Raw genomic sequence first — 23,312 nt, 5'->3', positions numbered from 1 at the left:
AAAACATCGACCAAAGCTGCGGCCTTGAAGGCGCAACCCGACGCCGACAAGACGCTGAGCCTGATCCTCTCCCGCCTCGACGACATGAAGGCGGAAGAGACGGTCACCATCGACCTTCGCGGCAAATCGGCCTACTCCGACTACATGATCGTCACCACCGGCCGGGCCAACCGGCACGTCGGCGCGATCGCGGAGAACGTCGCCAAAGGCCTCAAGGAAAACGGCATCAAGAACATCCACGTCGAGGGCTTGCCCAATTGCGACTGGGTGCTGATCGATTCCGGCGATGTGATCGTGCATGTGTTCAGACCCGAGGTCCGCGAGTTCTACAGTCTCGAGAGATTGTACACGCAGGGCCCAGGGGCGGCGAAGGCGATCTGAGAGGCTGCTGGCCGATTTCGAATCGGCTGACGCGCATGCTAGCGTCGTGCGCGCGCAGATCGCGCGCGGCCCAGAAAACACGACCCTGAACATATCATGCGCATAGCCGTCATTGCGGTGGGTCGGCTGAAGCAGGGCCCCGAACGGGAGCTTGCCGAGCGCTATTTCGAGCGCTTCGACGAGGCCGGCCGCAAGCTCGGATTCCGCGAGCTCGCCATCCACGAATTGCCCGAAAGCCGCGCGCGCGATACCGCGACGCGGATGGCCGAAGAGGCGGCGGCGATCTCCGCGCATGTTCCCGAAAAATCGGTCCTGGTGGCGCTGGACGAGCGCGGCCAGAATCTGGATTCGACCGTATTCGCACGGCATCTCGGGCGCTGGCGCGACGAAGGTGCCGGTCATACTATCTTCATGATCGGAGGGGCGGACGGACTTTCGCCCGAATTGCGCCGTAAGGCCAAGCTCGCGATCGCGTTCGGCTCTGCGACCTGGCCGCATCAAATGGTCCGCGTCATGCTTCTGGAACAGCTTTATCGGGCCGCCACCATTCTGGCCGGCCACCCCTATCACCGCGCGTGATCCGCGCCACAACGAGCACCTTTGCTTAAAGCGATGCGAGCGCCAATTCTCAACCTGCTGCTGATCGCCGGCGTTTTGGGCTCAAGTATTTTGGGCGCAAGCCTCGCGCAAGCTCAGACGCCTGCACCGCAGACTGCGGCCGTCGCGCCCGATGCGATCAAGCAGCGCGAGCAGGAGCTCGAAGCCGCGCGCGCCAGCAAGAGGAGCGCTGAGGAAGCGCAGGCCAAGCTCAAGGCCGAGATCACCTCGCTCGGCCAGGACCGCACCCAGCTCAATCAACAATTGATCGACACCGCCGCCAATGTGCGCACTGTCGAGACCAAGATCGACGAGGCCGAAGTGCGGCTGCGATCGCTGAACGGCCGCGAGCAGGCGATGCGCAGCTCGCTCGATTTACGCCGCGCCGACATCGTCGAGGTGCTGGCGGCCTTGCAGCGCGCCGGAAGGCGGACGCCGCCGGCGCTATTGGTACGGCCCGAGGATGCCCTGCAATCGCTGCGCACGGCGATGCTGCTCGGTGCCGTCGTGCCGGAATTACGCGGTCGTGCCGAGAAGATCGCAAGCGAGCTCGGCGAGCTCGTGGCCTTGCGCAAGACCATCGCGACCGAGCGCGACCAGCTCGCATCCGACCGCGACAAGGTGCGTAACGACCAGACCCGGCTCGCGGCTCTGGTCGACGAGCGGCAGCGCCAGCAGGCGTCGCGCGAAAAGGACCTCGACGCCGAGAATGCGCGCGCCGTCGCGCTCTCACGACAGGTCGGCGATCTCCAGGGGCTGATCGCCAAGATGGAGCAGGATCTGCAAAGTGCCGCCAAGGCAGCCGAGAAGGCGGCCGAGGCGGCCAGGCAGGCCGAGGCCAAGGCGGCTGCAAACGCGGCCGCCAGCGCCAAGACCGGCCCCGGCGCTTTCAAGGACCGCTCCCGGACCACCCCGGCGATGGCCTTCGCCGCAGCCAAGGGTCTCCTGCCTCTTCCGGTTAACGGTAACAAGATCAGGGATTTCGGAGGTTCGGACGGGCTCGGCGGGGTCCAGAAGGGCATTTCGCTGGCGACCAGGCCCGGCTCCCAGGTCACGACGCCGTGTGACGGCTGGGTGGTCTATGCCGGCCCGTTCCGCAGCTATGGACAACTCTTGATCCTCAATGCCGGGGGCGGGTATCATGTGCTGATCGCCGGGATGGAGCGCATTTCGGTCAACATCGGTCAGTTTGTGCTCACGGGGGAGCCTGTCGCGACCATGGGGTCGACTTCTCAAGTCGCCTCCATTCTCGCCACGAACGCGAGTCAACCTGTGCTCTATGTCGAGTTCCGCAAAGACGGCACTCCAATCGATCCAGGCCCATGGTGGGCCGCAAATGAAGGCGAGAAGGTTCGCGGATGATGCGCAAGACTTCAGTTATCCTCCTCAGCGCGGCCACCGGTGCGGCGCTGACGCTGTTCGTGACGCAACCGCGCGCAGTCTTCATGGGCTCCAGCGCGCGAGCCGCCACCGCGGACACCTATCGCCAGCTCAATTTGTTCGGCGACGTCTTCGAGCGCGTGCGCTCGGACTACGTCGAGAAGCCCGACGACACCAAGCTGATCGAATCCGCGATCAGTGGCATGCTCACTGGTCTCGATCCGCATTCGAGCTACATGGACGCCAAGAGCTTCCGCGACATGCAGGTGCAAACCCGCGGTGAGTTCGGCGGCCTCGGCATCGAAGTCACGATGGAAGACGGCCTGATCAAGGTGGTCTCGCCGATCGACGACACCCCGGCCTCGCGCGCCGGCGTCATGGCCAACGACATCATCACCAATCTCGACGACGAGGCGGTGCAGGGCCTGACCTTGAACCAGGCGGTCGAGAAGATGCGCGGCCCCGTCAACACCAAGATCAAGCTCAAGATCATCCGCAAGGGCCAGGACAATCCGATCGACGTCACGCTGGTGCGCGACAACATCCGCGTCCGCTCGGTGCGCGCCCGCGTCGAGGCCGACGACATCGCCTATATCCGCATCACCACCTTCAACGAGCAGACCACCGAAGGCCTGAAGCGCGAGGTCGCCAACCTCTCGAATCAGATCGGCGACAAGCTGAAGGGCTATGTCATCGACCTCCGCAACAACCCGGGCGGCCTGCTCGAGGAAGCGGTCACCGTCTCCGACTCCTTCCTGGAGAAGGGCGAGATCGTCTCGACCCGCGGCCGCAATGCCGAGGAGACCCAGCGCCGTACCGCGCATACGGGCGACCTCACCAAGGGCAAGCCCGTCATCGTGCTGGTCAATGGCGGCTCGGCTTCGGCATCGGAGATCGTCGCCGGCGCGCTGCAGGACCACAAGCGCGCGACCATCGTCGGCACGCGCTCGTTCGGCAAGGGCTCGGTGCAGACCATCATTCCGCTCGGAAGCGGCAACGGCGCGCTGCGTCTGACCACGGCGCGCTACTACACGCCGTCGGGCAAGTCGATCCAGGCCAAGGGCATCGTGCCCGACATCGAAGTGCTGCAGGACGTGCCGGACGAGCTGAAGTCGCGCACCGACACCAAGGGCGAAGCTTCGCTGCGCGGCCATCTCAAGAACGACGGCGACGAGAAGACCGGCTCGCAGTCCTACGTTCCGCCGGACGCCAAGGACGACAAGGCGCTCAAGCTCGCCGACGATCTGCTCCACGGCATCAAGAACAGCGCCTCCGCGGCGCCCACCCCGGGCGGCGACAAGGCCACGACCGACAAGCCCAAAGCGGCGAACTAGGTCGGCGCATCGCGATCTGACGAAAAAGGGCGGCTCCCGGAGCCGCCCTTTTTGCTTGGAACTCCTGCTATCCCCGGCCTATCCCGGCCTGCCGCCGCTTGACCTCGGCGTGGTATCGTCGTCTCGAGTGATTCGGGATCGCGCATGACTGAAACGGCCGATGATCTGAGCGCCCCGCTCGGACGGGACAAGCCGCGCCGGAAACGCCGGCTGCGGCTGCCGTTCACGGCCATGCAGCTGCTCGCTGTCCTGCTCGGCCTGTTCCTGGTCAGCTTTGCCGGCTTCGCCATCTTCAACAAGGATCCGCTCGGCGGCGAGCCGATGACGCGGCTCGCGATCCGCGAGCCCAATGCCGCAGACAAGGCGGGTGATGACAAGCCGGCCGCTTCCGGCCACGGTCAGGACAGCAAGCAGGAGACGAAGCACGAGACCAAGGAGGCGCCGAAGCAGGCGGGCGAGCAGAAGACCGTCACCATGATCGACGGTTCCACCGGCACGCGCCACGACGTGGTGATCGGCGGCGATCCCGCCGGCAAGAGCGAGGCGGCCTCGGCCTCCGCACCGCCGCCCGTCATGGCCGGGATCGACCCAAAACTTCTCGAGAAATCGCGCTACGGCATGATCCCCGCGATTTCCGGCGACCTCAAGCCGTTCAACGTCTATGCGGCGGATGCCGACCGCGCCAAGGCCGCCAAGATGCCGGTGGTCGCGATCCTGATCGGCGGCCTCGGCGTCGGCGCCGCCAAGACCACCGATGCCATCATGCGGCTGCCAGCGGCGGTGACGCTGGCCTTCACGCCTTATGGGTCCGATCCAGGAAAACTCGCCGAGCGCGCCCGCGCCCAGCGCCACGAGATCTTCCTCCAGATCCCGATGGAGCCCTATGACTTCCCCGACAACGATCCGGGGCCGCAGACGCTGCTGACGTCGCTCAGTGCGGACCAGAACATGGACCGGCTGTACTGGCATCTGAGCCGGATGCAGGGCTATGCCGGCCTCACCAATTTCATGGGCGCCCGCTTCATCGCAACGGAGCCGGCGATGCAGCCGATCATCCGCGAGGCGGCCAAGCGCGGCCTCGGCTTCTTCGACGACGGCTCCTCGCCGCGCAGCATCGCGCCCCAGGCCGCCGGCAGCCTGGCGATGCCGTTCGGCAAGGGCGATATCGCGATCGACGCGGTGCCGACCCCGGCCGAGATCGACCGCGCCCTAACCAAGCTCGAAGCGGCGGCGCGCGAGCGCGGCGTGGCCGTGGGCACCGCCTCCGCCCTCCCGGTCTCGATCGAGCGCATTGGCGCCTGGACCAAGACATTGGGCGACCGAGGTATCCTTTTGGTGCCATTGACAACCGCGATGCTGAAATCAAAATCCAGCTAAATCAACGGATTGGTACGGCACAGACCCGCGGGGCCTGCTTCAGCCTTACCGACAGCATGCGAGAGGTCTGGCGGAATGGCGCGTTACGAGGATCTGCCCTACCGGACCTGCGTCGGCGTGATGTTGCTCAACAAGGACGGACTGGTGTTCATCGGCCGGCGTGCCGGCGGCATCGAGCATGTCGACGACACCCATGTCTGGCAGATGCCGCAGGGCGGCGTCGATCCCGGCGAGGACAATTGGGAGGCCGCCAAGCGCGAGCTCTATGAGGAGACCAGCGTGCGTTCGGTCGAGCGGCTCGGCGAGGTTCCGGACTGGCTCACTTACGACATTCCCCGCACGGTCGCCGGGCGCACCTGGAAGGGCCGCTACCGCGGCCAGCGCCAGAAATGGTTCGCGGTCCGCTTCACCGGCAAGGACAGCGAGATCAACGTCGAAAAGCCCGGCGGCGGCCACAAGGCCGAGTTCGTGAGCTGGCGCTGGGAGCCGATGAGGAACCTGACTGGGCTGATCGTCCCGTTCAAGCGCCCGGTCTACGAGCGCGTGGTGAAGGAATTTTCCCCGTTGGCGCAGGATTAAGTTCAAGTCGCCATTCCAGCTTGATGCTAATGCATCGCCTGAAATGACGACGAGAGATCCACGCGTGACCACTGAAAAACCTTACCGTCCCAATGTCGGAATCGCGCTGTTCAACGCCGATGGCCGCGTGCTGATCGGGCACCGCTTCAAGGGCGACGGCCCCGAGATCATCCTGCCGGGCTTGGACTGGCAGATGCCGCAGGGCGGCGTCGACGAGGGCGAGGATTTGCGCGACGCCGCGCTGCGCGAGCTCTGGGAAGAGACCAGCGTCAAGAGCGCAACCTATCTCGGCGAGACCGACTGGCTGACTTACGAATTCCCGCCCTATGACGGGCCGCAGACGCATCGGCTGGCGAAATTCCGCGGCCAGCGCCAGAAGTGGTTCGCGCTGCGCTTCACCGGCAAGGATGACGAGATCGATCCGCTGACGCCGCGCAACGGGCAGCCCGCCGAGTTCGACGCCTGGCGCTGGGAGCGGCTCGACCGCGTCCCCGATGTCGTGGTGCCGTTCCGCCGCCACGTCTACAGCGCAGTGGCGCAGCAGTTTGCGCGGTTCGCAAACTGAAAACGCGAAAACAACCCCATGCACAGTAGAACGGGGTTGAAATCATTAGAGAACTTTGCCCGGAAATTGCGCGAGCCTAGTTGATCGGGCCCACCGTGAACGGGCCGATCGCGATGACGTGGCAATCGCTGTCGCGCTTGGCGCAGTCGGCGAGTGCGGAATTGACGGCGGACTGCTCGTCGGCGGCCCTCACACCGAGGCCCGGCCGGCCCGCGGTGCCGACCGCGACGGCGTTCCAGCCCATGCCATCGGCGAGCTTGCGCACCACCTCGTCGCGCGCATCGGCGACAATCGAGGCGTTGGACGCCGCGTGGAAGAAGCCGGTGATCCGGAGCAGGGTCGGGATCGGCACGACGAAATTCTCGTCAACCGCAACGACCAGGCAGGCGACGCCGGCGATCGCGCCGCACGATTCCAGCGAACGCCGCGCGGCATCCTCGGCGGATGATGCGCCCATCACCATGAAATATTGACCGCCCGGGCCGAGCGCGACCGCGCGGGATTTTGCCGCGGGCACGTACATGTTCTCGAGCCGGACCTTGGCGGGATCACGCACCATCGGAAAGTCTTTCGAGGCGAAGGCGCGTTCGGTCACGGCATCATGCCGGACGAACGGTTGCAGCGGCATCGGCGGCTTGCCGTGCGTGTAGACGATAGTGTTGCCGACCGCATAGAGCTCGCAGCGCCGCGGCGACTGCGCGGCATCGGCGCGCTTCTGACACTGATCGAGTGCGGCGTTGCGCGCAGCTTCCTCGTTCGGCTGATTCAACGACGCGCCGGTGAAGCCGCCGACATTGAGCGCGAACGCCTTGTAGTCGCCGGCAGCGGAATAGTCGCCCGCCAGGTAGTTGCGGATGCGCTCGTTGATGAAGGGGACGCTGTCGGCGGGAAACTTGCCGGCCATCGGCGAAGCCGATGGTGCCGGGATGGGCATCGGCGCTTTCACCGCCGTGGTGGCTGATGGGCTTGGCGCTGTTGATGCAGCCACGCTGGGCGCAGGGCTCGATACGGGGCTTGGCACGGTCGCTGCGATCGCCGGCGCCCTCGTGGTCTCGAGCTTGGTGAAATAGAGGAAGCCGCCGACGCCGATGGCGACGATGGAGACGACACCGACCACCAGCGGCCACATCCAGTTCGGCGCGGGCTCGGCCTTTGTCACCTTCTTGATCTGCGGCGTCGCGTAGCTGCCGTCTCCGCGCCGCATCGCCACCATGTAGGCGTGCACCGGCGTCGGGATGTTCTTGACCTCCTGCGCGCCGATATCGGCGAACTGCACCGACAGCTTGTTGGCGACCTGCTCGTGGACGGCGCGGGAAACGCAGATGCCGCCGACCTCGGCGAGGCCCTCGAGCCGAGCGGCGATATTGACACCGTCACCGAGCAGATCGCCGTCGCGCTCGACCACGTCGCCGATGGTGATGCCGATGCGGAACGACATCTGCCGGCTTGGCGGATAGGCCATGTTGCGGGTTCGCAGGGATTCCTGGATATCGATCGCGCAGCGCACCGCATCGACTGCGCTCGGAAATTCCGCGAGCACGGCGTCGCCCGCGGTGTTGAAGATGCGTCCGCCCGCCCTGGCAATGAAATCGTCGACGACCTCGCGATAGGAGGCGAGACGCCGCAGCGTCTCCTCTTCGTCTTCCGCGACCAGTCGTGAATAGCCGGCAATATCGGCTGCGAAAATCGCTGCGATCTTGCGTTTCATCTGCGGCCGGCCCCCGGAACAAAGTTCGCGGGCGCAGAATGGCGCTATCGGCGGCGCGGTGCAACAAAGTTTCAGCGCCCGCCACTTCCGTGACGAGCGCTGAACTTATTCAGGAATTTGTAGCTTGAGCCCCGGCGCAGTGCACCGGGGCTTAGTGCATCGCCGTGCTGTTGAGCTGCTGCTGGATGCTCTTGAAGTGGTCGAGCCGCGCGATGGCTTGATCGAGCTCGTTGCCTTCGTGCTCCTTCAATCCCTCTTCCATCTCCGAGACGGTCGCGGCGAACTGGGCGCGGTCGAGCTCGGCCAGCGAGGTCGCGACGTCGGCGAGCACCGTCAGGCCCTTGTCGGAAACTTCGGCGATACCGCCGAGCACGATGATCTTCTCGTGCTTGCCGCCGCTGGTTACGGTGAGAATGCCGGGTCGGATCGCGGCCACGACCGGCGCATGTCCCGCCAGCACGCCGAAGTCACCCTCGACGCCGGGGATATCGACCTGGTCGACCTCGCCCGAGAAGGCGAGCTTTTCCGGCGAGACGAGATCGAAGTGGAAGGTGGCCATTGGAAACCTGCGAATGGTGAGTAGCGAATTGCGAATGGAGCGGGAGCAGCGCGATTGTTCGCTACTCCCTGCTCGCCCTTCGCAGCTTAGGCCGCCTCGGCCGCCAGCTTCTTGCCCTTCTCGATCGCCTCTTCGATGGTGCCGACCATGTAGAAGGCGGCTTCCGGCAGGTGGTCATACTTGCCTTCGCAGAGGCCGCGGAAGCCCTTGATGGTGTCCGCGAGGTCGACGAACTTGCCGGGCGAGCCGGTGAAGATTTCGGCGACATGGAACGGCTGCGACAGGAAGCGCTCGATTTTGCGGGCGCGGGCCACCGTCAGCTTGTCCTCTTCCGAAAGCTCGTCCATGCCGAGAATGGCGATGATGTCCTGCAGCGACTTGTAGCGCTGCAGCACCTGCTGGACCTGACGCGCGGTGTCGTAGTGCTCCTGGCCGACGACGAGCGGCGAGAGCATGCGCGAGGTCGAGTCGAGCGGATCCACCGCTGGATAGATGCCCTTTTCCGAGATCGCGCGGTTCAACACCGTGGTGGCGTCCAAATGCGCGAACGAGGTCGCGGGCGCCGGGTCGGTCAAGTCGTCGGCCGGAACGTAAATGGCCTGCACCGAAGTGATCGAACCCTTCTGCGTGGTGGTAATGCGCTCCTGCAGCGCGCCCATGTCGGTGGCGAGCGTCGGCTGATAACCCACGGCGCTCGGGATACGACCGAGCAGCGCCGACACTTCAGAACCGGCCTGGGTGAAGCGGAAGATGTTGTCGACGAAGAACAGCACGTCCTGGCCCTGGTCACGGAAGTGCTCGGCGACGGTCAGACCGGTGAGGCCGACGCGGGCGCGGGCGCCGGGCGGCTCGTTCATCTGGCCGAATACCAGCGCGCACTTCGACTTGACGCTCGGATCCGGATTGTTCGGATCGGCGTTGACCTTGGACTCGATGAACTCGTGATAGAGGTCGTTGCCCTCGCGGGTACGCTCGCCCACGCCGGCGAACACGGAGTAACCACCGTGCGCCTTCGCGACGTTGTTGATCAGCTCCTGAATCAGCACGGTCTTGCCGACGCCGGCGCCGCCGAACAGGCCGATCTTGCCGCCCTTGGCATAGGGCGCGAGCAAGTCGACGACCTTGATGCCGGTGACGAGAATTTCAGCTTCGGTCGACTGGTCGGTGTAGCTCGGCGCTTCCTGATGGATGGCGCGCGTGCCCTCGGACTGGATCGGGCCGGCTTCGTCGATCGGCTCGCCGATCACGTTCATGATGCGGCCGAGCGTGCCCGCACCGACGGGAACCGAGATCGGCTGACCGGTGTCGGTCACTTCCTGGCCGCGGACCAGACCTTCGGTCACGTCCATCGCGATCGTGCGCACGGTGGACTCACCAAGATGCTGCGCAACTTCCAGCACGAGGCGGATGTTGCCGTTCCTGGTTTCCAACGAATTCAGAATGGCCGGCAGATGGCCTTCGAACTGAACGTCGACGACGGCGCCCATGACCTGGGTGACACGACCGACCTGGGTAGCTGCTGTAGCCATGAAGCTCTCCTTCGAAATTCTTTACTTGAACGACCGTCGTTTGGTTCGTGCGTCAGACCGCCTCGGCGCCGGAGATGATCTCGATCAGCTCCTTGGTGATCTGGGCTTGACGGGTTCGGTTGTAGATCTGGGTTTGCTTGCGGATCATTTCGCCCGCATTGCGGGTGGCGTTGTCCATCGAGCTCATCTGGGCGCCGTAGAACGAGGCGTTGTTTTCCAGCAGCGCACGGAAAATCTGCACCGCGATATTCCGCGGCAACAGGCCGGAGAGGAGTTCGTCTTCCTCCGGCTCGTAGTCGTAGGACGTCGACGGCGCGTTCGCCGCCTTTTCTTCCACGGTCAGCGGAATGATCTGCTGCGCGGTCGGGACCTGGGCAATTACCGACTTGAACTGCGCGTAGAACAGCGTGCAGACGTCGAATTCGCCGTTGTCGAAGCGGGCCAGAACCTTCTTGGCGATGTCCTCGGCGTTGACGAAGCCGAGCTGACGAACGCCGCGCAGGTCGAGATGCTCGACGATCTGCTTGTCGTACAGGCGGCGGAGTTGCTCGTAGCCCTTGCGTCCGACGCAGAAGAATTTGACCTCCTTGCCCTGCGCCATCAGCGACTGGGCGCGCTCGCGCGCGAGGCGCACGATCGAGGAGTTGAAGGCGCCGGACAGGCCGCGCTCGCCGGTGCAGACCAGCAGCAGGTGAACCTGGTCCTTGCCGGTGCCGGCCAGCAGCACCGGCGCGCCGGGCGAACCGGCGGCAGCGCTGGCGATGTTGGAGATCACCGCGCTCATCTTGTCGGCATAGGGCCGCGCCGCCTCGGCTGCTTGCTGGGCGCGGCGCAATCGGGATGCCGCGACCATTTGCATGGCCTTGGTGATCTTCTGCGTCGCCTTGGTGGAGGCGATGCGGACGCGCATGTCTTTAAGTGACGCCATTCTTCGTTCACCCCGGCGGTTCGATCCCTTGGATCAAGCCGCTAGCCTATCCCAGTCGTCATGCCCGGGCGTGTCCCGGGCATCCACGTCTTCGTTTCCATGCAGTGAGGCACGGAAGGCCGGGACAAGAAGCCCGGCCTTGCGACCGTTCTCTTATGCGAAGCTCTTGGCGAAACCTTCGACCACCGACTTCAGCTTGGCGGCGGTGTCGTCGGAGAGATCGCGGCTGTCGCGGATCGCGTTGAGGATCTCGACATTCTTGCCGCGCAGCAGCGACAACAGACCGTCCTCGAACGCGCGCACCTTGTTGACCGGCAGCGGGTCGAGATAGCCGTTGGTGCCGGCCCAGATCACGCAGACCTGCTCTTCCATCTTCAGCGGCGCGAACTGCGGCTGCTTCAGGAGCTCGGTGAGACGCGAGCCGCGGTTGAGCAGGCGCTGGGTCGAGGCGTCGAGGTCGGAGCCGAACTGCGCGAACGCCGCCATTTCGCGGTACTGCGCCAGCTCGCCCTTGATCTTGCCGGCGACCTTCTTGGTAGCCTTGGTCTGCGCCGAGGAGCCGACGCGCGACACCGACAGACCGACGTTCACCGCAGGGCGGATGCCCTGGAAGAACAGGTCGGTTTCGAGGAAGATCTGGCCGTCGGTGATCGAGATGACGTTGGTCGGAATGTAGGCCGACACGTCGTTGGCCTGGGTTTCGATGACCGGCAGCGCCGTCAGCGAGCCCGAGCCCTGGTCCTTGTTCAGCTTCGCCGCGCGCTCGAGCAGGCGGGAATGCAGATAGAACACGTCGCCCGGATAGGCTTCGCGGCCCGGCGGGCGGCGCAGCAGCAGCGACATCTGGCGGTAGGCGACGGCCTGCTTGGACAAATCGTCATAGATGATGACGGCGTGCATGCCGTTGTCGCGGAAGTACTCGCCCATGGTGCAGCCGGTGAACGGCGCGATGTACTGCATCGGCGCCGGATCGGACGCGGTGGCGGCGACGATGATCGAATATTCCAGCGCGCCCTGCTCTTCCAGCACCTTCACGAACTGGGCAACGGTCGAGCGCTTCTGGCCGATCGCGACGTAGACGCAATACAGCTTGATGTTCTCGTCCGGCTGCGCGTTGAGCGGCTTCTGGTTGAGGATGGTGTCGAGCGCGATCGCGGTCTTGCCGGTCTGACGGTCACCGATGATCAGCTCGCGCTGGCCGCGGCCGATCGGGATCAGGGCATCGATCGCCTTGAGGCCGGTCGCCATCGGCTCGTTCACGGACTTGCGCGGAATGATGCCGGGCGCCTTGACGTCGACGCGCATGCGCTTGTCGGCCTGGATCGGGCCCTTGCCGTCGATGGGGTTGCCGAGCGCGTCGACGACGCGGCCGAGCAGGCCCTTGCCGACCGGCGCGTCCACGATGGCGCGGGTGCGCTTGACGGTCTGACCTTCCTTGATCTCGCGGTCGGCGCCGAAAATAACGATGCCGACGTTGTCGGTTTCGAGGTTCAGCGCCATGCCGCGGGTGCCGTTCTCGAACTCGACCATTTCACCGGCCTGGACGTTATCCAGACCGTAAACGCGGGCGATACCGTCGCCGACGGACAGCACCTGTCCGACTTCGGAGACTTCAGCTTCCTGGCCGAAATTCTTGATCTGGTCCTTGAGGATCGCGGAAATTTCCGCGGCGCGGATGTCCATCAGCCTGCCTCTTTCATCGCGTGCTTGATCGAATTGAGTTTGGTGCGAAGCGAGCTATCGATCATCCGGCTGCCAAGCTTGACCACGAGGCCACCGATGATCGAGGGATCGACCTTCACGTTGAGCGCGACGTCCTTGCCGGTCACCGACTTCAGGGCAACCTTGAGGGCGTCGAGATTCTTGTCCGAGAGCGCCTCCGCCACGGTGACGTCGGCCGTGGCCTCGCCCTTGAACTTGGCGACCAGGGCGCGATAGGCGCGGATGACGTCAGCCACCGCGAACAGGCGGCGGTTGGCGGTCAGCACTTTCAGGAAATTGGTGGAGATGCCGGCGATGCCCGCCTTGTCCAGCACGGCCGAGAGGGCCCTGGACTGGGCGTCGGCCGCGAAAACCGGGCTGCGAACGAGGCGCTTCAGATCGGCGCTTTCGTTGAGCATGCCCTCGAATTTCTCGAGATCGGCTTTGACCTCGTCGACCACTTTCTGGTCGCGGGCCAGTTCAAACAAGGCCGTTGCATAACGGCCCGACACACCGGAAACGGACGTATCTTCTGCAGCCACAGACGTGCTCTTTTTGCTGTCAAACTCGCAAGGGAAAAACCGTCGCCACAAAGCGGCGCCTAGCGATCCAAGCCCTTGGAATTCAAGCGGGACTTCGATTTTCGACCCCGCACGGAAGTGCCGGGCTCGTTAAAATCGCGGCTTTGCTAACATAGCAGGCGCGCACGTGCAACATGACGCCAAATTAAAGGCATGACGTTCTGTCGCCAGTTCGTCGCAGTCCACGAGGACGCGACGACGACCTGCCACGCCGCGGAATTGCCACAGCGCTTAAGCCAGCCCATGAGCCGAGGCCGGCGATTTGTTCCTGCCCTCAGCGCATAGCGGCCATGAACACGGATCGCTGAGGCGTGATTCCTGGCACATTCGCTTCACTCGCCGAATACTTACCCAATTCTAAATGCGGGAAGCGATGACTTCGTTTTACAGTATTTGTAAGTAATATAGAGGTTAATTAATCGTTAAAATCCAAGATTACGGAATATCGGCCGAATATCCCCGCCGGTAACAAGATATTACATGAAGACACAGAACGGATTTACTGCCCAATTCACGCCTCATTAGGAATCGAAACGCGGTCCCGCTCGCAAACTTACGGGGGCTCCACTTGCCACATATGTGGCAATACTAGCTTAGGGACCAATATATGCTTTGTTTGAAGACGCTGGGCTCTGTGACCCGGCCGCGTACGGCGATCGCCTTTGTTGCCGCAACTCTTCTCATCGGTGGAACTGCCACCGAAGCTTCCGCCAAATCCCGCCATCACCATCGGTATTCCCACCATCATCACCGCCACCACGCCCAGAACGACGCCAACACGACCTCCGATTGGCGTAACGCCAATGCGTCGATGACGCCGTCGCAGGGCACCGGACGTTCCTTCTCCGGCATGGCTTCCTTTTACGGCAACGAGTCCGGCAGCAGGACCGCCTCGGGCCAGCGCTTCAACCAGAACGCCATGACCGCGGCGCACCGTTCGCTGCCGTTCGGCACCAAGCTGCGGGTCACCCATGGCGGCTCCAGCGTCATCGTCACCATCAACGACCGTGGCCCGTTCATTCGCGGCCGTGTCCTCGACCTCTCCACGGGCGCTGCCCGTGCCATCGGCCTCACCGGCGCCGGCGTCGGCCGCGTCACCGCGGAAGTCGTCTCTTAAGACGCGCGACGCGTGAAACAAGCCCGCCGTCTTGGGGGACGGCGGGCTTTTTCTATTCTTTCGTCATTGCGAGCGAAGCGCAGCAATCCAGTCTGTCACCGCGGAAACAGACTGGATTGCTTCGTCGCAAGGGCTCCTCGCAATGACGGGGAGAGAGCGGTGGCCTACAAAAAGCTCTGCGGATCGACGTCGACTTCGAGCTTTTGATTGCCCTTCGGCTTCGGGCATGCGGCAAGCCAGTTGCGCAGATAATCCGACAGGTCGAAGCCGCGCGCGGATTTCACCAGAATGCGGAAGCGGTAGCGGCCCTTGATGACCGCGAGCGGGGCTTCCGCCGGGCCCAGCACCACCACGCGCTCATCGCGCGGCGCGAGCGCGACGAGGTGGCGGCCAAAGCCTTCGGCGCTCGGCCGGTCGCCGGCGGAAATGATCAGGCTCGCGAGCCGCCCGAACGGCGGATAGAGCGTGCGTTCGCGCAAATCGATCTCGCTGTCGTAGAAGGCTTCGCGGTCGCAGGCGATCAGCGCCTTCATCACGGGATGATCGGGCTGGTGGGTCTGGAGATAGCCGATGCCACGGCCCTGCTCGCGCCCGGCGCGGCCGATCACTTGGTTGAGCAATTGCCAGGTGCGCTCGGAGGCGCGCGGATCGCCATTGGACAGGCCGAGATCGGCATCGATCACGCCGACCAGGTTGAGCCGCGGGAAATTGTGGCCCTTGGCGACGAGCTGGGTGCCGATGATGACGTCGACGCGGCCCTCCGCAATGTCATTCAGCTCGGAGCGCATCGTCTCGACCGAGGTGATGAGATCGCTCGACAGCACCATGGTGCGCGCCTCCGGGAACAGCGCCGCCGCCTCCTCCTGCAAGCGCTCGACACCGGGCCCGACCGCGACCAGCGATTCCTCCGCCGCGCAATGCGGGCAGGTTTGCGGGCGCGGCATCGAGAAACCGCAATGGTGACAGACGAGGCGCTGGCGGAAGCGATGATCGACCAGCCAGGCGTCGCAGATGGTGCAGGCGAAGCGATGGCCACAGGCGCGGCACAGCGTCAACGGCGCATAGCCGCGGCGATTGAGGAACAAGAGCGCCTGCTCGCGCCGCTCGATCGCGGTCCTGATCTCGGACGCCAGCCGCGGCGAGATGAAGCGGCCGCGCGCCGGCGGCTCGCGGCGCATGTCGATGGCCTCGATATGCGGCATGTGCTGGCCGCCGAAGCGCGACGGCAGCGCGATGCGCTGATAGCGGTTCTTGCGCGCATTGACCTCGGATTCGACCGACGGCGTCGCCGACGCCAGCACGATCGGAACCTTTGCGATATGGGCGCGCACCACCGCCATGTCGCGGGCGTGATAATGCACGCCCTCGTCCTGCTTGTAGGCCTGGTCGTGCTCTTCATCGACCACGATGAGGCCGAGATTGGCGTAGGGCAGAAACAGCGCCGAGCGCGCGCCGACCACGACCGGCGCGCTGCCCTCGGAGATCGCCGCCCAATTGCGCGCGCGAGTGCGCGGCGTCAGCTCGGAATGCCATTCCAGAGGCCGCACGCCAAAACGCTGCGCGAAGCGGTCGAGGAACTGGCCGGTGAGCGCGATCTCCGGCATCAGGATCAGCGATTGCTTTCCGCGTCGGATCGCCTCGGCCACGGCTTCGAAGTAAACCTCGGTCTTGCCCGAGCCGGTGACGCCATCGAGCAGCGCGACGTGAAAGCTGCCGTTGGCCGCGAGCGCGCGCATGGCATCGACCCCGGCGCGCTGGAGCGACGAAAACTCCGGCCGGCTGAAATCCGGATCGGGTGCGGGCGGCGGCGGAGCCGGCGGCATCGGCTCGACCGTGAGCGTGCCTTCGTCGACGAGGCCGTCGATCACGCCGGCCGAAACGCCGGCCTCCTTGGCGGCTTCCGACTTGCCGTGCAGCAGCCGGTCCGACAGTACCTCGATCAGGCGCTGCCGCGCCGGCGTCAGACGTTTTGGCGGATCGCCGACCAGGCGGACGCCGGCACGCACCCGCTCGGGCCCGAGGTTCTCGCCCATTCGCAGGCACATGCGCAGCACCATGCCGCGCGGGCTCAGCGTGTAATTGGCGATCCAGTCCACGACCGCACGCAACTCGGGCTTCAGCGGCGGGATGTCGAGCTTTTCGCTGACCTCCTTGAGGCGGTTGTGCAGGCGCGGATCCGGATTGGCGTTTTCGGCCCAGACCACGGCGAGCACCTCGCGCGGGCCGAGCGGCACGCCGATGATATCGCCCGCCTTCAGCTCCATCCCACGCGGCACCTTGTAGGAATAGGTCTGGTCAAGCGCGACCGGCACCAGCACGTCGACCATGCGGGTCGCGTTGGCGGAGACGGCGTTGCTGCGCGACGTGTGATCCATGAAGGGGAATCGGAACCCGGGGCCTCAAGGCTAGCGCCCGGAGGCGGCCTTAGCGAACGATAAACGAGTGTGATGCGATATACTGAGTGGAATCACCACGTCCAGAGCGCATGAGCAAAGCGGCCGTCCCACAAATCGAGCTCGCCAGCGCCGATCCTGATATCGCGCAGGAGATGACGCGCTGGCTGTCGCATCTCGGCGCGGAGCGGCGGCTGTCGCCGAAGACGCTGGAAGCCTATGCCCGCGATTTGCGGCAGTGCCTGAATTTCCTCTGCGGCCATTGGGGCGAGCGGGTGACGCTGAAGCGTTTCGCCGCGCTGGAGGCCACCGATATCAGGGCCTTCATGGCGATGCGCCGCGCCGACGACATTGCCGGCCGCTCGCTGATGCGCGCGCTCGCGGGTCTGCGCTCGTTCGGCCGCTTCCTCGAGCGCGAAGGCAAGGGCAAGGTCGGCGCACTCTCGGCGATCCGCGCGCCGAAAGTCGCAAAGAGCCTGCCAAAACCGCTGCCGATGGCATCGGCCAAACGTCTTGCGGACGCCGACGAGCGCGCCGGCGAGGACCGCGAGAGCTGGATTCTTGCGCGCGACGCCGCGGTGATGGCTCTCCTCTACGGCTCGGGCCTGCGCATCTCCGAAGCGCTGGGGCTGACGCGCCGCGAGGTGCCGCGTCCCGGCGAAGGCGACGTGCTGATCGTAACAGGCAAAGGCAACAAGACCCGCATGGTGCCGGTGCTCCAGAACGTGCTCGCACTGGTGCAGGACTATGTCGCGATGTGCCCGTATCCGCTGCCGGCGGAGGGGCCGATCTTCGTCGGTGCACGCGGCGGGCCCTTGAGCCCGCGTATCATCCAGCTCGCGATGGAGCGGCTGCGCGGCGCGCTCGGTCTGCCCGACAGCGCCACGCCGCACGCGCTCCGGCATTCCTTCGCCACGCACCTGTTGTCACGCGGCGGCGATTTGCGCGCGATCCAGGAATTGCTCGGCCATTCCTCGCTCTCGACCACGCAGATCTATACCGGCATCGATGCCGAGCGGCTGCTGGAAGTCTATGCCAGCGCGCATCCGCGACGATAGCGGCTCAGTTGGCGAGATACTCGATATCGTAAACGTAGTTCGAGCCGCGCCCGACCTCGACGCGGACCATCGGCCTGAACGTCTCCAGCCGCTCGTACAGCGGCGCCGTGACCTTCACCGGTTGGCCCGCGATGCGAACGAGATAGTCCGCCTGGCGGCGGCTACCTGACCTCCACGCACGATCGGCACGACCTTCGATCACAAGGCGGGACGTCAGGTGATCGAGAAACAGCATTCGTCCGGCATACCATGCAAGACCGCTGCCGAGCAGCACGATCAGGATCATCGAGGCGAACGCCCTCGCCTTGTCGCGCCATGAGCCGTACAGCGGAGGTTGTCGCAGCTGCGAGCCGACGATAATCAGGCCCAGAACAACGAGGCCGATATGGACGTCGTTGACTGCGATGATCGAGCTCTTGTCATAAAGCCGCAACAGGCCGATGTAGATCAGGCCCAGCGCGAGGACGATCTTGCCGACGAACGGAAAGGCCGCGGTGTTGCGGGCCTTCAGCAGCGCAAACGCGGAGGCGAGGATGGAAGGCCAGACGCAGGCTGCGATGAATTCCGCTGTGGTCATAGGACAGGACTAGATCAGCCCGGACGCGAAACCCTTAATTGCAACGGGCATCGCGGCTTGCCACTTGCGCCCGTCGCGCGGTTCGGTCAATCGTTGGTAAACAGGCAGGAGGGATTTATGAGCGCACATGAAAGCATGGAGCATGCCGAGCACGCCGAACACGCGTCCGGCTCGAACAAGAAGATCGCGCTCCTGATCGCCGTCCTGGCGCTTTTCCTGGCGATCTCCGAGACGCTCGGCAAGGGCGCCCAGACCGAATCGATCAGCAAGAACGTCGAGGCTTCCAACCTCTGGGCCTTCTTCCAGGCCAAGAGCATCCGCCGCACGGTGGTGCAGACCGCGGCCGAGCAGGGCAAGCTGACGTTCGGCGCCGCGACCGACGAGGCCACCAAGGCCGCGGCTCAGAAGCAGATCGAGGACTGGCAGAAGACCGCGCAGCGCTACCGCTCCGAGCCGGAGACCGGCGAAGGCACCGAGCAGCTGGCCGAAAAGGCCAAGCACGCCGAGCATGAGCGCGACGAGGCGACTGCGAAATATCATCACTTCGAGCTGGCGTCCGCCGCCTTCCAGATCGGCATCGTGCTGGCCTCAGCCACAATCATCACCGGCATGCTGCCGCTCGCCTGGATCGCGGGCCTGCTGACGATCGGTGGGCTCATCATGACTGGGCTCGGTCTGTGGTTGCCGCATCTAGTGCATTTGCATTGAGGGGATGAGGCCACATACTCCGCTGTCATGCTCCGCGAAGGCGGGGCATCCAGTACGCCGCGGCCTCTCGATTCTAGCCTCACTGTCTCTGGAATACTGGATTGCCCGCCTTCGCGGGCAATGACACTGAACAAGCGTCGACACTCACCGCGCTTCGTGCACGCTCTTGCGAAAGCGCTGGATCAGGCGGAGCGTGCGGGAGGACCAGCCTTCGCCGTTGCCGGCGATCAGCTCGCGGATGCGCCGCTTGACCGGATCGACCAGCTCGGCGGCCTTGGCACGCAGCTTCAGCACCAGATCATAGAGCCGCTCGAACCAGGCCATCTCCATCAGCTTGTCGCGCGTCACGTCGAACACGAAGGCGGTGACGCCGACCCCGAGCAGCTTTGCGAACACGATGGTGAAGACCGCGCTGGTCCAATATTCGTGCGTGAGCAGCCACAGGCCGACCAGCTTGAGCGGAAACAGCGGGATGATGGGCACGGCGAACACGATCAGCGTCATCGCCGGCGACAGCGCATCGACGCGGTCCGACAGCCATTGCTTGAACCGCGCGAGCGGGACAATGGCGACAACCCGCGCAACGATCGGTTCGAGATGGTCCCACAGCCACGCTTCGATCAGGAAGATGATCGCAAGCAGGACCCAGACCGGTTGAAGCAGGCGGCGTAGCATGTGTTTCCCGCCCGATTCGGCGCTGGGCGCGACCTACATATGGATGGCCCGCTTGCCGACTGCAAGCGCGGCTTCCTTGATGGCCTCCGAGCGGGTCGGGTGCGCGTGGCAGGTGCGCGCGAGATCCTCCGCGCTGCCGCCAAACTCCATGAGAACGGCCGCCTCATGGATCATTTCGCCGGCTTCGCGGCCGATAATGTGCACGCCGAGCACGCGATCGGTCTTCGCATCTGCGAGAATCTTCACAAAGCCGTCGGTGGTCTGGTTGACCTTGGAGCGGCCGTTGGCGGTAAAGGGAAACTTTCCGACGGTATAGGCCACGCCCGCCTGCTTCAGCTCCTCCTCGGTTTTGCCGACGGAGGATACTTCCGGCGTGGTATACACGACGCCTGGGATAACATCGTAGTTCACGTGGCCGGCCTGCCCGGCGATGATCTCGGCAACAGCGACACCTTCATCTTCGGCCTTGTGCGCGAGCATCGGGCCCGCGACGACGTCGCCGATGGCATAGACGCCCTTCACGCTGGTGGCGAAGTGCGGATCGATCTGCACGCGGCCGCGATTGTCGAGCGCCACGCCGGCTTCCTTCAGGCCCAGCCCCTCCGTGTACGGCACACGGCCGATACAGACGAGAACGACGTCGGCTTCCAGCGTCTCGGCAGCGCCGCCCGCGGCGGGCTCGACCGTCGCCTTCAGCGTCTTGCCGGAGGTGTCCACGCCCGTGACCTTGGCACCCAGCTTGAAGGCAAAGCCCTGCTTCTCCAGGATGCGCTGGAATTGCTTGGCGATCTCGCCGTCCATGCCGGGCAGGATGCGATCCAGGAATTCGACGACGACCACTTCGGCGCCGAGACGGTGCCAGACCGAGCCGAGCTCGAGGCCGATCACGCCGGCGCCGACGATCAGCAGCTTGCCGGGGACCTTGTCCAGCGACAGCGCGCCGGTCGACGACACGATGCGCGTTTCGTCGATCTCGATGCCCTTGAGGCGCGCGATGTCCGAGCCGGTCGCGATCACGATGCTCTTGGTTTCGATTACCTGCGACTTGCCGTCGGCGGAGACTTCGACCTTGCCGGTGCCGAGGATCTTGCCTGCGCCCTTGAGCACGTCGATCTTGTTCTTCTTCATCAGGAACTCGACGCCCTTGACGTTGCCGTCGATGCCCTGCTGCTTGAAGTTCATCATCGCAGGCAAATCGAGCTTCGGCGCGGAGACGCTGACGCCCATCTTGGCGAAGGAATGCCCGGCCTCCTCGAACATTTCGGAGGCGTGCAGAAGCGCCTTCGACGGCATGCAGCCGACATTGAGGCAGGTGCCGCCGAGCGTCGCGTTCTTTTCGACCACGGCGACTTTCATGCCGAGCTGCGCTGCACGCACCGCGCAGACATAACCGCCCGGTCCGGTGCCGATGACGACGAGATCGTATGCCATGAGAGAAAGTCCCGTAAGTTTAGCGTTGAGGGATGTGTCGGCGTCCGCGCGGCGCGTCAGCGTCCGCCGGACACATCGAGAATGGCTGAGGTGACGTAGGAGGCATCGTCCGACATCAGCCAGACGATGGCATTGGCGACTTCATCGGCAGTACCGACGCGCTTCATCGGCACCATATGGGCCAGACGATGGGCGCGGTCGGGCTCACCGCCGGCAGCGTGGATTTCGGTGTCGATCAGGCCGGGCCGGATGCCCGCGACGCGAATGCCCTCGCCGGCAACCTCATAGCCGAGGCCGACGGTGAAGGAATCGATCGCGCCCTTGGACGCGGCATAGTCGACATAGGTGTTCGGCGCGCCGAGCTTGGCGGCAACCGATGACAGATTGACGATGACGCCGCCCTGGCCGCCGTGCCTGGTCGACATCCGCTTCACCGCTTCGCGCGCGCAGAGGATGGAGCCGGTGACGTTGACCGCCATCACGCGCTGGATGCGCTCGGCCGACATCTCGTCGACGCGCACGCCGCTGGTTCCGACGATACCGCCATTGTTGACGAGCGCGCCGAGCGTGCCGAACGCGTCCGCGGCCTTGAACAACGCAAGGATGTCGCTTTCCTCGGCGACGTCGCATTTCACCGCGATGGCCTTGCCGTTGCTGGCCGCGATCTCCGCGACCACCTCGTCGGCGGCCGTCTTGTTGCTGGCATAGCCGACGACGATTCGGAAGCCGCGCTTGGCTGCCGCAATCGCGGTCGCCCGGCCAATGCCGCGGCTGCCGCCGGTGATGACAACGACTTTATCGGTCACGCGCGCCTCCATGGTTCGACACGCGCCGTCGCGAAAGGCGACGGCGCTCGCAGAGCATCAGGGATCAGAGATCGAGCACCAGACGCGCCGGATCTTCCAGGCTCTCCTTGACGCGAACCAGGAAGGTCACGGCTTCCTTGCCGTCGATGACGCGGTGATCGTAGGACAGCGCCAGATACATCATCGGGCGGACCTCGATCTTGCCGCCGACGACCATCGGCCGCTCCTGGATCTTGTGCATGCCGAGGATGCCGGACTGCGGCGCGTTGAGGATCGGGGTCGACATCAGCGAGCCGTAGATGCCGCCGTTGGTGATGGTGAAGGTGCCGCCCTGCATCTCGTCGATCTTGAGCTGGCCGTCACGGGCGCGGCGACCGAAATCGGCGATGCCCTTTTCGATGTCGGCGATCGACTTGTTGTCGCAGTCGCGCACCACGGGCACGACGAGGCCCTTGTCGGTGCCGACGGCGACGCCGATGTGATAGTAGTTTTTGTAGATCAGATCGGTGCCATCGATCTCGGCGTTGACGGCCGGAATATCCTTCAGCCCCTGCACGACGGCCTTGGTGAAGAAGCCCATGAAGCCGAGCTTCGATCCATGCTTCTTCTCGAACGCATCCTTGTAGTGGGCGCGCAGCGCCATGACGTTGGTCATGTCGACCTCGTTGAAGGTCGTGAGCATGGCGGCGGTGTTCTGCACGTCCTTGAGGCGGCGCGCGATGGTCTGGCGCAGCCGGGTCATCTTGACGCGCTCTTCGCGGGCGGCGTCATCGGCCGGCGAGGGTGCGCGGACCTGAACCGCAGCAGCCGGCTGGTTGACCGGGGTCGGCGCCGAGGCCGCACGCTCGATCGCGGCGAGCATGTCGCCCTTGGTGACGCGGCCGTCCTTGCCGGAGCCGGGAACCGTCGAGGCGTCGACGCCGGTCTCGGCCGAGAGCTTGCGCACGGACGGGGCGAGCGGCGCATCGGCCGGCGGCGCCTTCGCCGCAGCGGGAGCAGCCGCAGCGGCGGCAGCAGGAGCGGCAGCCGCGGGCTTTGCGGGCGCAGCGGCAGCCGGCTTGGCAGCGCCGGCGGCACCTTCGGTAATCTGGCCAAGCAGCGCGCCGACCGCGACGGTGGCGCCATCGGCGGCGATGATCTCGCTCAGCGTGCCGGCGGAGGGCGCCGGGACTTCGATGGTCACCTTGTCGGTCTCGAGCTCCACCAGGGGCTCGTCGACGGCGACGGGATCGCCGGCCTTCTTGAACCAGCGGCCGATGGTGGCCTCGGTGACGGATTCGCCGAGGGTCGGCACACGAATTTCAGTCATGGTCTTTTCCTTAAGGAGA

At 64.9% G+C, this 23,312-nt stretch carries 22 protein-coding genes; 10 read left to right on the top strand and 12 right to left on the bottom strand.

All coding sequences use genetic code 11. The features are described from left to right. Positions 1–24 precede the first annotated feature (24 nt). The 7 genes from rsfS to IVB45_RS00965 all read left to right on the top strand — a co-directional run bounded on the left by rsfS (position 25) and on the right by IVB45_RS00965 (position 6,213). The gene (gene rsfS, locus IVB45_RS00995) at positions 25–381 is read left to right on the top strand and encodes a ribosome silencing factor (protein WP_007604366.1); all 357 of its coding nucleotides are present in this window, start codon (positions 25–27) and stop codon (positions 379–381) included. Positions 382–477: 96 nt separating this feature from the next. Next, positions 478–960: a 23S rRNA (pseudouridine(1915)-N(3))-methyltransferase RlmH gene (rlmH, locus tag IVB45_RS00990; protein WP_027566421.1), complete on the top strand. Its 483-nt coding sequence runs from the start codon at positions 478–480 to the stop codon at positions 958–960. 33 nt (positions 961–993) lie between these two features. Then, complete coding sequence (locus tag IVB45_RS00985) at positions 994–2,340, top strand: peptidoglycan DD-metalloendopeptidase family protein (RefSeq protein ID WP_247358161.1); 1,347 nt, start codon at positions 994–996, stop codon at positions 2,338–2,340. Further along, positions 2,337–3,692, top strand: a complete 1,356-nt coding sequence (locus IVB45_RS00980) for a S41 family peptidase (protein WP_018459850.1) — start codon at positions 2,337–2,339, stop codon at positions 3,690–3,692. Before IVB45_RS00985 ends, IVB45_RS00980 begins: the two co-directional genes overlap by 4 nt. Positions 3,693–3,836: 144 nt before the next feature. After that, positions 3,837–5,069 (top strand): divergent polysaccharide deacetylase family protein, encoded by a 1,233-nt coding sequence (locus IVB45_RS00975; RefSeq protein WP_247358162.1) that lies wholly within the window; start codon positions 3,837–3,839, stop codon positions 5,067–5,069. 75 nt (positions 5,070–5,144) lie between these two features. Beyond that, entirely contained in the window at positions 5,145–5,648 is a 504-nt protein-coding gene (locus tag IVB45_RS00970) for an RNA pyrophosphohydrolase (protein WP_027566418.1), read from the top strand. 64 nt (positions 5,649–5,712) lie between these two features. After that, positions 5,713–6,213, top strand: coding sequence for an RNA pyrophosphohydrolase (locus IVB45_RS00965; protein WP_027566417.1), 501 nt, complete (start codon positions 5,713–5,715; stop codon positions 6,211–6,213). Positions 6,214–6,289: 76 nt separating this feature from the next. Here IVB45_RS00965 and IVB45_RS00960 read toward each other — a convergent pair whose 3' ends face one another. From IVB45_RS00960 to IVB45_RS00935, 6 genes are all read right to left on the bottom strand, one after another. Then, positions 6,290–7,921: an adenylate/guanylate cyclase domain-containing protein gene (locus tag IVB45_RS00960; protein WP_247358163.1), complete on the bottom strand. Its 1,632-nt coding sequence runs from the start codon at positions 7,919–7,921 to the stop codon at positions 6,290–6,292. A 151-nt stretch (positions 7,922–8,072) separates the two neighbouring features. Beyond that, complete coding sequence (locus IVB45_RS00955; RefSeq protein ID WP_247358164.1) at positions 8,073–8,480, bottom strand: F0F1 ATP synthase subunit epsilon; 408 nt, start codon at positions 8,478–8,480, stop codon at positions 8,073–8,075. Positions 8,481–8,566: 86 nt separating this feature from the next. Continuing rightward, on the bottom strand, positions 8,567–10,009 hold the full coding sequence (gene atpD, locus IVB45_RS00950) for a F0F1 ATP synthase subunit beta (RefSeq protein WP_027566414.1): 1,443 nt from the start codon (positions 10,007–10,009) through the stop codon (positions 8,567–8,569). 52 nt (positions 10,010–10,061) lie between these two features. Next, on the bottom strand, positions 10,062–10,937 hold the full coding sequence (locus IVB45_RS00945; RefSeq protein ID WP_027515012.1) for a F0F1 ATP synthase subunit gamma: 876 nt from the start codon (positions 10,935–10,937) through the stop codon (positions 10,062–10,064). Positions 10,938–11,090: 153 nt separating this feature from the next. After that, complete coding sequence (gene atpA / locus IVB45_RS00940; RefSeq protein ID WP_007604342.1) at positions 11,091–12,620, bottom strand: F0F1 ATP synthase subunit alpha; 1,530 nt, start codon at positions 12,618–12,620, stop codon at positions 11,091–11,093. Then, the gene (locus IVB45_RS00935) at positions 12,620–13,180 is read right to left on the bottom strand and encodes a F0F1 ATP synthase subunit delta (RefSeq protein ID WP_247358165.1); all 561 of its coding nucleotides are present in this window, start codon (positions 13,178–13,180) and stop codon (positions 12,620–12,622) included. The genes atpA and IVB45_RS00935 overlap by 1 nt, the downstream gene beginning before the upstream one ends. Before the next feature lie 646 nt (positions 13,181–13,826). Between IVB45_RS00935 and IVB45_RS00930 the strand changes: the two genes are divergently transcribed. Then, positions 13,827–14,336, top strand: a complete 510-nt coding sequence (locus IVB45_RS00930) for a septal ring lytic transglycosylase RlpA family protein (protein ID WP_027566411.1) — start codon at positions 13,827–13,829, stop codon at positions 14,334–14,336. Positions 14,337–14,500: 164 nt separating this feature from the next. Here the strand turns inward: IVB45_RS00930 and IVB45_RS00925 are convergent, their stop codons facing one another. Then, positions 14,501–16,711 (bottom strand): primosomal protein N', encoded by a 2,211-nt coding sequence (locus tag IVB45_RS00925; protein WP_247358166.1) that lies wholly within the window; start codon positions 16,709–16,711, stop codon positions 14,501–14,503. 110 nt (positions 16,712–16,821) lie between these two features. Between IVB45_RS00925 and IVB45_RS00920 the strand changes: the two genes are divergently transcribed. Then, positions 16,822–17,787 carry a tyrosine recombinase XerC gene (locus IVB45_RS00920; RefSeq protein WP_247358167.1) on the top strand — a complete coding sequence of 322 codons (966 nt, stop codon included), beginning with the start codon at positions 16,822–16,824 and terminating at the stop codon, positions 17,785–17,787. A 4-nt stretch (positions 17,788–17,791) separates the two neighbouring features. Here the strand turns inward: IVB45_RS00920 and IVB45_RS00915 are convergent, their stop codons facing one another. Continuing rightward, positions 17,792–18,364, bottom strand: coding sequence for a hypothetical protein (locus IVB45_RS00915; protein WP_247358168.1), 573 nt, complete (start codon positions 18,362–18,364; stop codon positions 17,792–17,794). A gap of 117 nt (positions 18,365–18,481) precedes the next feature. Here IVB45_RS00915 and IVB45_RS00910 point away from each other — a divergent pair, with 117 nt between their 5' ends. Beyond that, complete coding sequence (locus IVB45_RS00910) at positions 18,482–19,072, top strand: DUF4337 domain-containing protein (RefSeq protein ID WP_027566407.1); 591 nt, start codon at positions 18,482–18,484, stop codon at positions 19,070–19,072. Positions 19,073–19,216: 144 nt separating this feature from the next. On the opposite strand, the gene IVB45_RS00905 is transcribed toward IVB45_RS00910, so the two are convergent. From IVB45_RS00905 to odhB, 4 genes are all read right to left on the bottom strand, one after another. Next, entirely contained in the window at positions 19,217–19,747 is a 531-nt protein-coding gene (locus tag IVB45_RS00905) for a hypothetical protein (RefSeq protein WP_027566406.1), read from the bottom strand. A 33-nt stretch (positions 19,748–19,780) separates the two neighbouring features. Beyond that, complete coding sequence (gene lpdA, locus IVB45_RS00900; RefSeq protein WP_247358169.1) at positions 19,781–21,178, bottom strand: dihydrolipoyl dehydrogenase; 1,398 nt, start codon at positions 21,176–21,178, stop codon at positions 19,781–19,783. 56 nt (positions 21,179–21,234) lie between these two features. Next, on the bottom strand, positions 21,235–21,984 hold the full coding sequence (locus IVB45_RS00895) for an SDR family oxidoreductase (RefSeq protein WP_247358170.1): 750 nt from the start codon (positions 21,982–21,984) through the stop codon (positions 21,235–21,237). Positions 21,985–22,048: 64 nt separating this feature from the next. Next, positions 22,049–23,293: a 2-oxoglutarate dehydrogenase complex dihydrolipoyllysine-residue succinyltransferase gene (odhB, locus tag IVB45_RS00890; RefSeq protein ID WP_247284919.1), complete on the bottom strand. Its 1,245-nt coding sequence runs from the start codon at positions 23,291–23,293 to the stop codon at positions 22,049–22,051. Positions 23,294–23,312: the final 19 nt, after the last annotated feature.

The sequence above is a fragment of the Bradyrhizobium sp. 4 genome, assembly GCF_023100905.1.
Lineage (GTDB): Bacteria > Pseudomonadota > Alphaproteobacteria > Rhizobiales > Xanthobacteraceae > Bradyrhizobium.
The sequence above is the reverse complement of the archived record's forward strand: the minus strand, read 5'-3'. Positions and strand labels throughout refer to the sequence as shown.

Bases quoted from the DNA above. Each gene is read 5' to 3' on its own strand.
- rlmH (WP_027566421.1), top strand. From the start codon at position 478: ATGCGCATAGCCGTCATTGCGGTGGGTCGGCTGAAGCAGGGCCCCGAA.
- IVB45_RS00985 (WP_247358161.1), top strand. From the start codon at position 994: ATGCGAGCGCCAATTCTCAACCTGCTGCTGATCGCCGGCGTTTTGGGC.
- IVB45_RS00980 (WP_018459850.1), top strand. From the start codon at position 2,337: ATGATGCGCAAGACTTCAGTTATCCTCCTCAGCGCGGCCACCGGTGCG.
- IVB45_RS00975 (WP_247358162.1), top strand. From the start codon at position 3,837: ATGACTGAAACGGCCGATGATCTGAGCGCCCCGCTCGGACGGGACAAG.
- IVB45_RS00970 (WP_027566418.1), top strand. From the start codon at position 5,145: ATGGCGCGTTACGAGGATCTGCCCTACCGGACCTGCGTCGGCGTGATG.
- IVB45_RS00960 (WP_247358163.1), bottom strand. From the start codon at position 7,921: ATGAAACGCAAGATCGCAGCGATTTTCGCAGCCGATATTGCCGGCTAT.
- IVB45_RS00955 (WP_247358164.1), bottom strand. From the start codon at position 8,480: ATGGCCACCTTCCACTTCGATCTCGTCTCGCCGGAAAAGCTCGCCTTC.
- atpD (WP_027566414.1), bottom strand. From the start codon at position 10,009: ATGGCTACAGCAGCTACCCAGGTCGGTCGTGTCACCCAGGTCATGGGC.
- IVB45_RS00945 (WP_027515012.1), bottom strand. From the start codon at position 10,937: ATGGCGTCACTTAAAGACATGCGCGTCCGCATCGCCTCCACCAAGGCG.
- atpA (WP_007604342.1), bottom strand. From the start codon at position 12,620: ATGGACATCCGCGCCGCGGAAATTTCCGCGATCCTCAAGGACCAGATC.
- IVB45_RS00930 (WP_027566411.1), top strand. From the start codon at position 13,827: ATGCTTTGTTTGAAGACGCTGGGCTCTGTGACCCGGCCGCGTACGGCG.
- IVB45_RS00925 (WP_247358166.1), bottom strand. From the start codon at position 16,711: ATGGATCACACGTCGCGCAGCAACGCCGTCTCCGCCAACGCGACCCGC.
- IVB45_RS00920 (WP_247358167.1), top strand. From the start codon at position 16,822: ATGAGCAAAGCGGCCGTCCCACAAATCGAGCTCGCCAGCGCCGATCCT.
- IVB45_RS00915 (WP_247358168.1), bottom strand. From the start codon at position 18,364: ATGACCACAGCGGAATTCATCGCAGCCTGCGTCTGGCCTTCCATCCTC.
- IVB45_RS00910 (WP_027566407.1), top strand. From the start codon at position 18,482: ATGAGCGCACATGAAAGCATGGAGCATGCCGAGCACGCCGAACACGCG.
- IVB45_RS00905 (WP_027566406.1), bottom strand. From the start codon at position 19,747: ATGCTACGCCGCCTGCTTCAACCGGTCTGGGTCCTGCTTGCGATCATC.
- lpdA (WP_247358169.1), bottom strand. From the start codon at position 21,178: ATGGCATACGATCTCGTCGTCATCGGCACCGGACCGGGCGGTTATGTC.
- odhB (WP_247284919.1), bottom strand. From the start codon at position 23,293: ATGACTGAAATTCGTGTGCCGACCCTCGGCGAATCCGTCACCGAGGCC.